Origin of the sequence: Ferrimonas aestuarii, from assembly GCF_005116665.1 — a bacterium.
GTDB classification, from domain to species: Bacteria; Pseudomonadota; Gammaproteobacteria; order Enterobacterales; family Shewanellaceae; genus Ferrimonas; species Ferrimonas aestuarii.
Genome location: NZ_SWCJ01000004.1, coordinates 50200 through 62812, shown reverse-complemented (window position 1 = coordinate 62812; position 12613 = coordinate 50200). Strand labels below are relative to the sequence as shown.

Below are 12613 nucleotides of genomic sequence, written 5' to 3'. Positions count from 1 at the left end.
GGCCAACCCTGTTTAGTCTGTATTTGGATTACTCGTACTCGGAAGAGTAGGTTTCTGCATAGGAGTGAGAGTAGAGTTCAAACAGGTTGCCGAACGGGTCTTCCAGATAAACCATCTTCGCTGGTTTGCTGTCATCTTCTGGGTGGTAGCGCATGACATCCATACGCTGCTTGCCACCAAACTTGATCGTTTTCTCGATGACGCCTTCGAAATCGTCGGTTTCCAAGCTGAAATGGAAGATACCGATTCGGTTGAAATCGACTTCGTGGCGTTGTTGACGATTTTTCATCTCGAACAATTCAACACCAATGCCATCTGAGGTCAGCAAGTGGGCAATGTTGAAGCTTTCAAAGTTCTCACCGAACACGGCGATGCACATGCGGCCGATGGCGGTCTTACGCTCTTCCAGTACTTCACTCTTGCCCATAACAACGTTTAGGCCCAGTGCTTGGGTATAGAATTCGATGGCTTTGTCCATGTCGCCAACCATGATGCCTACGTGACTCATCTTCATAGTGCGCTCCAAAATGTCTCAGTGTTTGTGTTGATGAGGGCAGTATAGGGAGAGGGTATGATTTTATGAAATTATCAATTTTGATTTTTATGATTATAAAAATTTATCAAAATTAAAGGGAAACATTCAGATTCGTGGCTAAAGTGACCGCCGAGTAGAGAAAAACATGGCCAAGGATGGAGTTCCAGTGAGAAAGACTTGCGAACCGGCTCATGGATCGCCTAACGTGTGCTCTGGCAGTCCGAAAGGGCTGCTCTTAATTAGTCGGGGAGCTTAGTGCTGAGACCGCAGATGCGGGACCCGTTGAACCTGAAACAGTTAATTCTGACGTAGGGAACTAATGATCCACTTCAACACGCCTTTGTGGCGTAGGTGCTGGCTTTGGTTTCTTGCGCAATGAGAAGGCCACACCATGTCTAGTTCCACCTCTACTCCAATTGTGTTGACCATTGCTGGCTCTGACAGTGGCGGCGGCGCCGGCATTCAAGCAGACATTAAAGCGATCTCCGCCACCGGAGGGTATGCCGCTTCAGTGATAACCGCTCTGACGGCTCAAAACACCCTAGGGGTGTCGGGCATTTTTGCGGTGACTCCTGAGTTTGTGGAGCAGCAGTTGGATGCGGTGTTCACCGATCTCAATGTGGTTGCGGTCAAGATAGGCATGTTGGCTGACAGTGCGGTGATTCAAGCGGTGGCGTCTAAGCTTCGCCAATACCAACCCCAATTCGTGGTTGTGGACCCAGTGATGGTGGCCACCAGCGGCGACCTGCTGCTGGAACACTCGGCCATCGATACCCTCAAATCGGAGCTTTTGCCTCTGGCAGACATCATCACCCCCAACCTTCCGGAGGGAGCGGCGCTTTTGGGTGTGCCTGTGCCGAGCTCTGAATCGGAGATGGAGCAATGCATCGGTGGGCTGCGCGCCTTAGGTTGCAAGTCGGTATTACTGAAGGGGGGGCACCTAGAGCAGACCACAGAGGCGACGGATCTGTTGATTCTTGCCCAAGAGTGTCGACGCCTGAGTTCGCCGCGAGTCTCAACCAACAATACTCACGGCACCGGTTGTACCTTGTCGGCGGCCATCGCTTGTTATCTGGCTCAGGGGAGTGACCTTATTGAGGCGGTAACCCAGGCTAAGCGCTACATCAGTGACGCCATCGCCCATGCGGATGAGCTCAGTGTGGGTCGAGGCCATGGCCCGGTGCACCACTTCTATGCGCTAAACCGTTGATGGTCGGCATCGAGCTTTGGCGCTTCGGATTGCGCTATGAAGCCGATAAGGATCCCGTATTTGACGACTTGAACCTGTGTATTGCCCCCGGTCAGTGGAGCGTCATTGTCGGTGCCAGTGGCTGCGGCAAAACCAGTTTGCTGCGGGCGCTTGCTGGTCTATTGGATCAGCAAGCAAAGTGTGACGGAGAGATTCGTACCGATGACGGTTTGTCGCTTTCGGGCCGGGTGGCTTACATGGCTCAGCAAGATCTGCTACTGCCTTGGCTGAGCGTGCTGGATAACGTTTGCGTGGCCGAGCGCTTTGCTCCGGTAGGGGACAGTCAACGTGATTTACGTCAGCGAGCGACACAACTACTGCAGCAGGTTGGCTTGGGCAAGTTGGTGAACGCTTACCCTCAACAGTTGTCCGGTGGGCAGAGACAGCGGGTAGCGCTGGCGAGAACCTTGATGCAAGACCGACCGTTGGTGCTGATGGATGAGCCCTTTTCTGCTTTGGATGCGGTAACTCGCCACCGTTTGCAAAATCTGGCGGCCCAATTGTTGGCGAACAAAACCGTGGTGCTGATCACCCACGATCCCCAAGAGGCGTTGCGACTGGCAGACCGGCTGTATGTGCTGCAGGGGCGCCCGGCGATGCCTGTGGCGCTGAGGCTACCTAACACAGCGGCGCCAAGAGTGCTCGATGGTGAGTTGGCGGCGCTGCAACAGCAGATTTTACAGCAACTGCAACCGGAGGCGGTCGATGAACTCGTTTAAGGGCGTTGGCTCCGGAGTCCGTTTACTTATTACGGCCTTGGTGTTGTTGGGGCTGTGGCAGGCGGTGGTGAGTTTTACTCAGGTTCCCTCGTTCATTTTGCCAAGTCCACAAGCGGTACTGGCCAAGCTAGTGACCCGTTACCCGGTGCTTATTGAGCATGGCTGGGTGACGGCCCAGGAGATTCTGTTGGGGCTGATGCTGGGGTTGGTCATGGGGCTGGTGTTTGCGCTGCAGATGCTGCTGTTTGCGCCACTTAGGCGCTGGTTGCTGCCAATTTTGATCGCCAGTCAGGCGATTCCGGTGTTTGCCATTGCGCCAATTTTGATGCTGTGGCTGGGCTATGGCATCACCTCCAAGGTGGTGATGGCGGCGATCATTATCTTTTTCCCCGTAACCACATGCTGTTACGACGGCTTGCGCTCTACGCCTCAAGGGTATCTGGATCTGGCCAATACCCTGTCGGCCAGTCGCTGGCAGTTGTTGTGGCACGTTCGGCTGCCAGCCGCCATGCCTGCATTAGCGTCAGGCATTCGAGTGGCAGTGGTGGTGGCACCCATCGGAGCCGTGGTGGGCGAATGGGTGGGCTCCAGTGCTGGCTTAGGCTATTTAATGCTGCAAGCCAATGCTCGGATGCACATTGATGAGATGTTTGCAGCCCTATTTGTTTTAGCGGCGATGGCAGTGACGCTCTATTTCGTGACTGATCGCTTATTACGACGTGCCATCTGGTGGCACTCAACCTATTAAACAAGAAGATGAAGATGAAATTAGTTCGAGGTTTAACCTTAATCACGCTGTTGCTGAGTGGCTCGGCCGTCGCTGAAAATCGGTCACTGACTCTGATGCTGGATTGGTTTGTAAATCCTAATCACGGCCCAGTGGTGATCGCCCAGCAGAAGGGCTATTTCGCAGAGCAGGGGCTAGATGTCACCATTCAAGAGCCTGCGGATCCAAGCACACCGGCCAAATTGGTGGCGGCGGGGAAAGTGGATCTTGCGGTGAGCTATCAAACCAGCTTAACCATCGATGTGGCCGCGGGACTGCCGTTGGTACGTTCGGCAACGCTGATCGCAACCCCTTTGAATGCGCTCATGGTATTGGAGAAGGGCAACGTTCGCTCCTTGGCCGATCTCAAAGGCAAAACCATCGGCATTGCCATTGCCGGCAATGAAGAGGCGACCATTGGCACTATGCTGGCCAGTGCTGGAATACGATACGATGAGGTAAAGATCGTCAACGTGGGGTGGGCACTCTCATCCTCTTTAGCAACCGGCCGAGTCGATGCCATCTGGGGTGGCCTGCGTAACTTTGAGACCAATCAGTTGGCGTTGGAGGGGCACCCGGCGAGGGCGTTTTTCCCAGAAGAGCATGGGGTGCCAAACTACGATGAGTTGGTGGTAGTGGCGAATGCAGAGCACTATGATGCCGATGCTCTAGGGCGCTTCAATGCTGCGCTTGAGCAAGCGGTCACTTACATCACCAACCATCCTCAGCAAGCTTGGCAAGAATTTGTGGCCTACGCGCCAGATACTTTGAATACCGAACTGAATCGATTGGCGTGGCGAGACACCTTGCCGAGGTTTGCCCTGCGCCCTGGGGCGATGGATCTGCAAGGTTACAACCATTTCAGCCAATTTATGGCTAAGCACGGAGTCATTGAAAAACCGATTCCTGCCCTTAAGTTTGTGATTCAGCCGTAGGGGATGTCATGAAAGTTGAAGACCTGATTCTGCATTGCCAATCCGATTGGCAAGCTTATACCCAGCATCCATTTGTTGAACAACTGGCGGCGGGTACCTTGCCCCAAGCGGTGTATCAACACTACTTGCAGCAAGACTTTCTGTTTTTGAAGCAGTATGCCCGCGCCTACGCACTGGCGATCTACAAAGCGCGCACCCTAGCTGAGATGCGCCATGGGCTGCCCAGTTTGCAGGCGCTTTTGGACAGCGAAATTGCCCATCACGTCAGTTACTGTGAGCAGTGGGGATTGAGCGAAGCAGCGATGGAGCAAACGCCGGAAGCGCCTGGCACCGTAGCCTACACCCGTTATGTACTGGACAGTGGTTGCCAAGGAGACGCCACCGATCTGTACGTTGCCTTAGCGCCCTGCGCCTTAGGGTATGCGCAGATTGGTCGAGAACGGTTTCACAGCGAAATCGACCTAGACTCAAACCCCTATGGCAGCTGGCTTGCCCTCTATGGGGGAGATGAGTTCCAAACTGGAGTGAGCAGCAGTCGTGACCACCTTGAGACATTGTTGGCAGAGATAGATGTTGATAGTGTGCGAGGCAATCAGTTAAAAACCATCTTCGCCACCGCAACGCGTATGGAAGTGGCTTTCTGGCAACAGAGTATTGATGCCTGTCTTTAGGTAGAGGTAAGTTCATGGATCACAATGAATGCATTCAGAAAATTGGTGAAGCGCTGACGCAGCTGCGTACCGCAAAGCCCTTAGTGGTGAACCTGACCAATTATGTGGTGATGAACAACAGTGCCAATGCACTGCTGGCCATCGGCGCATCGCCAATCATGGCGCATAGCCGGCAAGAGATGGCGGAGATGATGAGCTTCGCCGGATCGCTGGTGATCAACATAGGTACGCTGGACAGCCACTGGATTTCGCGCATGCGCTTTGCCATCGAGCAAGCCAATGAGTTTGGAAAACCCGTGGTGCTGGACCCAGTTGGCTGTGGTGCCAGCCGATTGCGCACCGATACCGCCAGAGACTTTGCTGAGCTTGCCAACAAGCTGACTATTCGTGGCAACGCCTCTGAGATCATGGCGATGGCTGGGGCACAGGCTCAGTCTAAAGGCGTTGACGCCTTGGACAGCAGCCAAAGTGCCGTGATGGCTGCTAAGGCTCTGGTCACCAGTTATGGTGCCAACGTGGTGATCTCAGGTGCCACTGATTTTGTGGTGACCGCAACCGAGGTAGTGAAGTTGGAAAACGGCAACTCGCTGATGCCTTTTGTTACCGGCATGGGCTGTTCTCATACCGCCATCACCGGTGCCTTTGCCGCCATTGGTGAAACTACGGGCTTGGCTGCCACTGCGGTCATGGGAGTGGCGGGGCAGGAGGCCTCCAGCCATGCGGCGGGCCCTGGCAGTTTGCAGGTGAACTTGCTGGACGAGCTGTATCAGTTAACGCCGGAACAGTTGGAGCTTCGGTTAAAGCTCTCGGTAGTGAATTAAGGGGGCATGATGGCTGCGACTCAACACCCGTACGCTTTGTATCTGGTCACCGATGACCATCAGTCCATCGAGGAGATGGAGTGGGTGGTTCGTCAAGCGGTCGCCGGTGGAGTGACTGCGGTTCAGCTTAGAGAGAAACATGGCGACGTTCGAGCGTTCATTGACCGGGCTAAGATCCTAAAGCAGGCGCTGTTGGGCAGCGGTGTGCCGCTCATCATCAACGACCGCGTTGATGTCGCTCTGGCGGTGGATGCCGATGGGGTACACCTTGGGCAAAGTGACATGCCGGCGACGCTGGCGCGCAGGCTCATCGGCCCGGATAAGATCCTCGGGCTCTCCATTGAAACCGAGCAGCAACTGGCCGATTGTCGCCAGTTGCCCATCGATTACATCGGCCTGAGTGCCATCTTTCCTACGCCAACGAAAACCAACACCAAAACCCACTGGGGCTTGGCGGGGTTGGCTCAAGCGGTAAAGGAGTGCTCTCTGCCTGTGGTGGCCATTGGCGGCCTGACGCTCAACAACGTGGCACAGGTGGCCGCCACCGGCTGTGCAGGCGTTGCTTTGGTTTCGGCGATCTGCCATTCCGATAACCCCAGACTAGCGTCAAAACAGCTATTGGATGCGTTTCATCGGCTTTGACTATTAACTGTGGTGCGATGGCTTCTTAAGTCACACTTGGTTTTGAATTTGGATCGGTGCACAAACCGGACTTTTTCAGCGAATATCGAATTAAATCTTAGATTTAGTTGTGTTTTTTCGATACCTTGATCCTGTCTGGATGACAGCATGATTGCCAGGGAGTGGTGAACGACTGGATCGGGGTTGGTAATGAAGAAAACCAGGGAACAAACCCAGCGATTGATCGCATTTTGGATTGCGTCGCTGACCATAGTGGTATTAGCACTGCTGGCCAGCTCATGGACGGCAGCGTTTTCTCATGCTAATCGCACACAAGAACAGAATGTTAAGTACATGGCGGCCACCATGGAGCGCCAGTTTTTTCGTAATGCCGATCTGAGTGCCTTAGATAAATGGTTGCCGGATCTGCTATTGAGTTACGAATTTTCACGATTCAGGCTCAGCCTAGATGGCGACGATCTCTATCGTTGGCAAGCGCCCTATCCCCAACAAAAACGGCAAAACAGCTATGACGTGCGCCTGTCTAACGAAGTGCGGATGCACATCACCATGCCTAAGCCTCGGATCATCAGCGGCTTTAGTGCCAGAGAGTTCGCCATTATTGCTGCTGGCCTGGTGGCGGCGTTTGCGATGGTGGTGGTCGGGTTTTTCTGGCTGTCCAGTGAGATGGATGGGGTTGAGCGCCTAGCGGCGAGGACAAGGCGCATCCTCGAGGGTGACATGGAGGCTGCGGCCCACGCTGAAAAAGGGGAGCGCCCCATCAGTGCCTCTCGGGCGATAAGTAAGTTGTATCGAAGCTGGCGCCATGAGCGAGAAGCCAAGAAGAGTCTGGATCACTACATTCGCGCCAACACTTTTCTCGATGCCAACTTAGGCATTGGCAACCGCAGTTTCTTCGAACACCGCCTGCACGCATTCGCTAAAGAGGGGGAGATGCGTCAGCAGGGGATGGTGTTGCTGGTTCAGTTTGATGGCCTTGAGGGAGAAGATGGCCACAACCAACTGACGGTGATTAAACAATTTATTGAGCTGGCCCAGCCGATCTTAAGCACTCATTTTGATGCGGTATTTGCCAGTCGCTCAACCTTAGAGTTGGCGATTTTGATACCTCAATTGCCTCTGAAAGATGGCGAAACCCTAATTGCTAAGTTGGTTAAAGCGATTCCACTGCTGAACCTGCCCAAAGGGGTTGATAAGGATGAGGCAGTGCACATCGGTGTGGCCTACTACAACCGCGGTGATGAGGTGGACCAAGTGATCTCCGAAGCGGAGATGGCGCTCAGAGCGGCACAGCTTCAGGGAGACAGCGGCTGGTTCATGTATGACAAAGGCGCCGTCGATCGGGAACTGGCTCAGGGGTCGGTTCGCTGGCGCAGCATGATTGAGAATGCCCTCAACCGCGATGGCTTGGTGACCGAGATGGCACCTGTGGTCAATCAGCAGGGCAAGCTGCAACACCTAGAGGTGTTTAGCCGCATGCGTAATGCCCAAGGGGAGCTGGTTCGGGCAAGCCTATATCGGCCAATGGCTTGGCGCTGTGGTTTGCTGCCTCAGATTGAACTGAGACTGATCGAGATTGCCCTAAGGCAGCTTCGGGATCAGCAGTGGCCAGCAGCGGTGTCGGTGAACGTTAAAGCGCAGTCGCTGATGCACGACCGTTTTATCAAACGACTTAAGATGCTACTCGCCAGTTACAGCAGTCGCCGCCAACAGCTGATTGTGGAGCTCAATGAAAAGGAGCTGGTTACCCACGCCGATGAGCTAGCTGGACCACTTAAGCAGCTAAAAAGCGCCGACTGTTTGCTGGCGGTGGATGGGGTTGGCCAGACGGTGGAATCCCTCGATTACATTGAAAACTTCGGCATCGATATCATTAAGCTGCATGCCAGCTTGTCGCAAAAAATACATATAAGGCCGGAGAATCAGCTAGTTATAGGAAGCTTAGTGCGCAGCTTGGTGTATCATCCAGTCAAGATCTACGCCGAAGGTGTAGAGAGCTCTGCAGAGCGTCAGCGGTTACAAATGCTGGATGTGAGTGGCTATCAAGGAGCCCTTGCTGGGCACGCCACGGATAACTTGGATGATCTGAAACGGGCGTTTCCCATCACCAAGTAATACCCCGTACTAGAGTAGGAACGACTTAAAACTGGGCGAATTGTGATAACATTCGCCTTTAAACCCCATGTGAGAGCATGGGCATCATAACAATATCAAGGTATCGCTTTGGGGTGGTGAAGATGGCGCTGTTTTCAAAAAAGCAGGCCCAGAGTTCGGTTCTGGGAGGGTTTGTCGATGGCAATTTATGCTATTTGGCAACCGATTCGCTGGCGTTTACTCCGGCCCAAATCAACAGCGTCGATAGCTGGAAAGCGGCGCTTGCCTCGCTTCCTAAGCGTGGTATCGGCTTACGCTTGGCGCTGAGCAGCGAGCTGTATGAAGTGATCAGCATCGACCGACCCAATGTGGAGGAGAATGAACTCAGTGCTGCCTTAACCTGGGCGGTAAAAGATCTCACCAACATCCCATTAGAGCACCAACTCATCGACTACTTTGAGTTGAAACATCAGCCCTCAGGCGCTCCCAAACTTCAAGTGGTGGTTACCGATAAGCGTCGTATTCAGCCGATGGTATTGGCGCTGGATAAGCTGAAAATCACGCCGGAATTGATCACCATTGAGGAGTTGGCCTTAACCAACTTACTGGCCAATGAGCCCACCCCACAGATGCTGCTGTGCCAAACCCAAGAGCAGAGTTTGAACTTGGTGGTGTCGATGGAGGGCGAGTTCGTTTTCAATCGTCCTATTAGTGGCATCGAGTTTAAAGAGGGGCAAACGGAACTGGACCGCCAGATGCAGTTTGATTCTCTGATTCTGGAGATGCAGCGCTCGTTGGATTATCTGGACCGGCAGTTAAGGCTAGCACCGCCAACGGCGTTGTCGTTGTTGCTGCCCGTGGACATTCAGCAGTGGTTGGCTCCACAAATTCAGACCATGTTTGACCTGCCCGTTTCCTCATTGACCAGCCTCGATAGGAGCGTCCAGCACAATCTGGCATTGGCGGCCAGCCTTGAATCGTTGGAGGTAAGAGATGAAGCGTAGAGTCAATCTCTTCAATGCATCCTTGCTGCCGAAAAAGCAGCGCCTCAGCTTGACTAACCTGGCCATCGTGCTGGTGGTGACCTTAGTGGGTTTGGTGGCTGGGCAGGTTTTTCTGGGTCAGCAAATTGACCGCAATCAGGATCTGATTTCAGATTATGAGCGTCAAAATAAACGGATGCAGAGTCAGATCGAAACCCTGTCCGAGCAAGTGGCGGCGCGCAAACCGGATCAAAGTCTGGCGCAGCAGATAGAGCTGTTAACGCGACAAAGCCAAGCATTGACGGAACTGGCGGATGAGCTGGACAACCGCAGTGTGATGGCCAACCCTGGCTTCTCTAACCTAATGCGCGACCTTGCTGAAGCCAGCGATAACCAAGTGTGGCTGCAACACTTCAAATTGGCGGAAGAGGGGGTGTCGATGAAGGGGATGGCTCAGACCGCCGATGCAGTACCCAATTGGTTGCATCAGCTTGGGCAAAAGCCTTCATTGCAAGGGCAGTCGTTGAGCGAATTTCGTTTAACTGGCGACCTTAATGGCCCTTTCAGTTTTGCCATTGGCCATGAGTTGAAGGAGCCACAATCATGAAGCAGTGGCAGGAACTACAAACCAAATTCTCTGAGCTGAGTGACCGCGAGCGGTTGATGATCTTTGTGGCGCTGCCAGTGGTTATCCTGCTGCTGTTCTACACCTTGGTTTTGGAACCTCGTTGGTTGGAGATTGACAACCAGAAGCGCAAGATCAGCAGTCTGCAGCAGCAATTGCCAGAGTACAGTGCTCAAGTGTTGGAGCTCAGCGATCGTTTGAGTTTGGACGTCAACGAAGCGGACAACAACGCGATTGACGCCTTGAACCATGAAATTGAAGCGAAACAGCAGGCACTTGGTCAGCGAGTGATGGGATTAATTCTGCCGGAACAGATGCCGGCGGTATTGGCGCAGATGTTGGTAAGCACCCGCCATGTTGAGTTGGTCTCCCTGGTATCCAATACACCAACGGCGCTGTCGGAAGGGCTGTATCAGCATGGGTTAACGCTGCAACTGCGCGGCAAATATTTTGATTTAATGAAAGTGTTGAAGGCGATGGAAGCATTGCCACAACAGTTTTATTGGCACAGTGTCGAGTATCGGGTGGATGCGTACCCCAATGCATTGATGACATTAGAGATTTACACCTTAGGTACCGAGAAGGAGTTAATACGTGTTGGTTCGCGCTCTTTTGATTCCTAGCCTGCTGCTGTGCGCCAGTGTTCAGGCTCAACCGTTACAGGATCCGACTCGGCCTCCAAGTTGGATGCAACCTAGCGCCAGCGTTGAAAAGCGGTCACCCAATGCTGGGGTTCTGCAGTCCATTTTAATCAATGGTCAGTCCCGAATTGCTGTGGTGAGTGGCGAAAAATATCGAGAAAGTGATCCTTTGATGGGATCCACCATTAGCACCATCACCAGAGACCGAGTTCGCCTAAGTGACGGCAGAGAACTGGTACTGTTTCCGAAATTAGGGAAATCGTTATGAATGTTAGGTATCAAATCGGGCTGTGGTTACTGCCTTCACTGCTGCTGATGGGGTGTCAGTCTACGCCTCACGGACGTCAGGACCCCGTTGAGTCTAAGCGAGTGCTTACCGAAGCGGTCAATGCCGCGAAGAAACCCGCCGTGGTGCCACCGTCGCCACTGCCTGCCAGCGTGGCCAGTGAGCTGCAAGCGTTGCCTGCAAAACCGAAACTGGCACCAACCATGCCACGTATTGATGTGGCCGCTAATGGTGTGGAAGCCTCGGCGTTTTTTGCCAGTTTGGTGGAAGGCACGCCATACAGCGCCGCGATTCATCCCGGAGTCAGTGGCACCATCTCCCTAAACCTGAAACAGGTGACGGTGGATGAGGTGCTCAAGACCGTGGAAGATATCTATGGCTACGATGTGCGCCGCAGTGGCAAGGTGCTTCAGATCTACCCAACGGGCATGCGCACAGAGACCTTCTCGGTGAACTACCTGCACATGCAGCGTAATGGTGTCTCGGTGACCAGTGTGAACTCTGGTCGTTTGACTGACGACAACCAGAACAACGGCAGCGGCAGCAGCAACAATAACAGCAGCTCCAACAACAGCAGTAATAGCAGCAATAACAACAGCAATTCAGACAGTAACAGTGACAGCAGCTATAACGGTACCCGCATTGAAACTCGAAATGAGAATGATCTGTGGACCGATCTGCAAACCACGCTGGCATCCCTTATCGGCACCGGTCAAGGGCGTTCAGTGGTGATGTTGCCGCAGGCTGGTTTGGTGACCGTACGTGCCTTCCCTGATGAAATTCGTCAGGTAAAAGAGTTTTTACACACGGCAGAAAACCACCTGCAACGCCAAGTGATTCTGGAAGCTCGGATTCTTGAAGTAAGCCTCAATGAAGGTTTCCAGCAGGGCATCGAGTGGAATTTGATCAACTCTGATGGTGGTAACACTGGTTTGGTTGGCGGTGGAACCTCCGGAGGAACTCTTACGGATCAGATCTCCAGCGCCATTGGTAACGTGACCACATTGAACTTCAGCAACAGCGATTTCACCGCGGTGATCAACTTGCTGGATACTCAGGGTGATGTGGATACGCTGTCCAGTCCGCGAGTGACTGCCACCAACAACCAGAAAGCGGTGATCAAAGTGGGCACCGATGAGTACTTCGTTACGGAGATCTCATCAACCACAGTGGCGTCTACCACCCCGGTCACTTCTCCTGAGGTGGAACTGACGCCGTTCTTCTCCGGCATCGCATTGGACGTAACCCCGCAGATCTCCGAAAGCGGCGATGTGCTGCTGCATGTCCATCCTTCGGTCACCGACATCACGGAGCAGGTGAAGACCATCAACGTGCTAGACGACACCCTGGAGTTGCCACTGGCCCAAAGTGACATCCGCGAATCAGACACCATGATTCGCGCCCGCAGTGGTGATGTGGTGGTGATCGGTGGATTGATGAAAACCGTGAATAAAGACGTTGAGTCCAAAGTGCCACTGCTGGGTGATCTCCCCGGGCTGGGCGCGCTGTTTACTAACGTTGCTCAGAGCGAGTCCAAGACGGAACTGGTGATTTTGATTAAGCCAACGATCATTGAGCCAGGCACTTGGGAGCAGCAACTGCGTCAATCTCAGAGCCTTATCAACAATTGGTACCCTAACGAGTAA

General features: G+C 53.4%; 14 protein-coding genes and 1 riboswitch. Of the genes, 13 read left to right on the top strand and 1 reads right to left on the bottom strand.

All coding sequences use genetic code 11. The features are described from left to right. Positions 1 to 28: 28 nt before the first annotated feature. Complete coding sequence (locus FCL42_RS07260; protein WP_136862738.1) at positions 29 to 514, bottom strand: VOC family protein; 486 nt, start codon at positions 512 to 514, stop codon at positions 29 to 31. A 255-nt stretch (positions 515 to 769) separates the two neighbouring features. Continuing rightward, positions 770 to 867: riboswitch (TPP riboswitch) on the top strand. Positions 868 to 926: 59 nt separating this feature from the next. On the opposite strand from FCL42_RS07260, the gene thiD reads away from it, so the two are divergent. From thiD to mshL, 13 genes are all read left to right on the top strand, one after another. Continuing rightward, positions 927 to 1745 (top strand): bifunctional hydroxymethylpyrimidine kinase/phosphomethylpyrimidine kinase, encoded by an 819-nt coding sequence (gene thiD / locus FCL42_RS07255; RefSeq protein ID WP_136862737.1) that lies wholly within the window; start codon positions 927 to 929, stop codon positions 1743 to 1745. After that, positions 1745 to 2503 carry an ABC transporter ATP-binding protein gene (locus FCL42_RS07250; protein WP_136863034.1) on the top strand — a complete coding sequence of 253 codons (759 nt, stop codon included), beginning with the start codon at positions 1745 to 1747 and terminating at the stop codon, positions 2501 to 2503. The genes thiD and FCL42_RS07250 overlap by 1 nt, the downstream gene beginning before the upstream one ends. After that, a complete protein-coding gene (locus FCL42_RS07245) occupies positions 2490 to 3251 on the top strand; it encodes an ABC transporter permease (RefSeq protein ID WP_136862736.1) in 762 nt (253 codons plus the stop codon). Before FCL42_RS07250 ends, FCL42_RS07245 begins: the two co-directional genes overlap by 14 nt. 14 nt (positions 3252 to 3265) lie before the next feature. Beyond that, positions 3266 to 4204, top strand: coding sequence for an ABC transporter substrate-binding protein (locus FCL42_RS07240; RefSeq protein ID WP_229359804.1), 939 nt, complete (start codon positions 3266 to 3268; stop codon positions 4202 to 4204). 8 nt (positions 4205 to 4212) lie between these two features. Beyond that, complete coding sequence (gene tenA / locus FCL42_RS07235) at positions 4213 to 4875, top strand: thiaminase II (RefSeq protein WP_136862734.1); 663 nt, start codon at positions 4213 to 4215, stop codon at positions 4873 to 4875. A gap of 14 nt (positions 4876 to 4889) precedes the next feature. Further along, complete coding sequence (thiM, locus tag FCL42_RS07230) at positions 4890 to 5696, top strand: hydroxyethylthiazole kinase (protein ID WP_136862733.1); 807 nt, start codon at positions 4890 to 4892, stop codon at positions 5694 to 5696. Between the two features lie 9 nt (positions 5697 to 5705). Continuing rightward, positions 5706 to 6338: a thiamine phosphate synthase gene (thiE, locus tag FCL42_RS07225; protein ID WP_136862732.1), complete on the top strand. Its 633-nt coding sequence runs from the start codon at positions 5706 to 5708 to the stop codon at positions 6336 to 6338. 189 nt (positions 6339 to 6527) lie between these two features. Next, entirely contained in the window at positions 6528 to 8453 is a 1926-nt protein-coding gene (locus FCL42_RS07220; RefSeq protein WP_136862731.1) for an EAL domain-containing protein, read from the top strand. A 122-nt stretch (positions 8454 to 8575) separates the two neighbouring features. Further along, entirely contained in the window at positions 8576 to 9436 is an 861-nt protein-coding gene (locus tag FCL42_RS07215; protein WP_136862730.1) for a type IV pilus biogenesis protein PilM, read from the top strand. Continuing rightward, entirely contained in the window at positions 9426 to 10022 is a 597-nt protein-coding gene (locus FCL42_RS07210) for a PilN domain-containing protein (RefSeq protein ID WP_136862729.1), read from the top strand. The genes FCL42_RS07215 and FCL42_RS07210 overlap by 11 nt, the downstream gene beginning before the upstream one ends. Further along, entirely contained in the window at positions 10019 to 10663 is a 645-nt protein-coding gene (gene gspM / locus FCL42_RS07205) for a type II secretion system protein GspM (protein ID WP_136862728.1), read from the top strand. The genes FCL42_RS07210 and gspM overlap by 4 nt, the downstream gene beginning before the upstream one ends. Next, positions 10635 to 10949: a hypothetical protein gene (locus FCL42_RS07200; protein ID WP_136862727.1), complete on the top strand. Its 315-nt coding sequence runs from the start codon at positions 10635 to 10637 to the stop codon at positions 10947 to 10949. The genes gspM and FCL42_RS07200 overlap by 29 nt, the downstream gene beginning before the upstream one ends. Next, positions 10946 to 12613, top strand: a complete 1668-nt coding sequence (gene mshL, locus FCL42_RS07195) for a pilus (MSHA type) biogenesis protein MshL (RefSeq protein WP_136862726.1) — start codon at positions 10946 to 10948, stop codon at positions 12611 to 12613. Before FCL42_RS07200 ends, mshL begins: the two co-directional genes overlap by 4 nt.

Bases quoted from the DNA above. Each gene is read 5' to 3' on its own strand.
- FCL42_RS07260 (WP_136862738.1), bottom strand. From the start codon at position 514: ATGAAGATGAGTCACGTAGGCATCATGGTTGGCGACATGGACAAAGCC.
- thiD (WP_136862737.1), top strand. From the start codon at position 927: ATGTCTAGTTCCACCTCTACTCCAATTGTGTTGACCATTGCTGGCTCT.
- FCL42_RS07250 (WP_136863034.1), top strand. From the start codon at position 1,745: ATGGTCGGCATCGAGCTTTGGCGCTTCGGATTGCGCTATGAAGCCGAT.
- FCL42_RS07245 (WP_136862736.1), top strand. From the start codon at position 2,490: ATGAACTCGTTTAAGGGCGTTGGCTCCGGAGTCCGTTTACTTATTACG.
- FCL42_RS07240 (WP_229359804.1), top strand. From the start codon at position 3,266: ATGAAATTAGTTCGAGGTTTAACCTTAATCACGCTGTTGCTGAGTGGC.
- tenA (WP_136862734.1), top strand. From the start codon at position 4,213: ATGAAAGTTGAAGACCTGATTCTGCATTGCCAATCCGATTGGCAAGCT.
- thiM (WP_136862733.1), top strand. From the start codon at position 4,890: ATGGATCACAATGAATGCATTCAGAAAATTGGTGAAGCGCTGACGCAG.
- thiE (WP_136862732.1), top strand. From the start codon at position 5,706: ATGGCTGCGACTCAACACCCGTACGCTTTGTATCTGGTCACCGATGAC.
- FCL42_RS07220 (WP_136862731.1), top strand. From the start codon at position 6,528: ATGAAGAAAACCAGGGAACAAACCCAGCGATTGATCGCATTTTGGATT.
- FCL42_RS07215 (WP_136862730.1), top strand. From the start codon at position 8,576: ATGGCGCTGTTTTCAAAAAAGCAGGCCCAGAGTTCGGTTCTGGGAGGG.
- FCL42_RS07210 (WP_136862729.1), top strand. From the start codon at position 9,426: ATGAAGCGTAGAGTCAATCTCTTCAATGCATCCTTGCTGCCGAAAAAG.
- gspM (WP_136862728.1), top strand. From the start codon at position 10,019: ATGAAGCAGTGGCAGGAACTACAAACCAAATTCTCTGAGCTGAGTGAC.
- mshL (WP_136862726.1), top strand. From the start codon at position 10,946: ATGAATGTTAGGTATCAAATCGGGCTGTGGTTACTGCCTTCACTGCTG.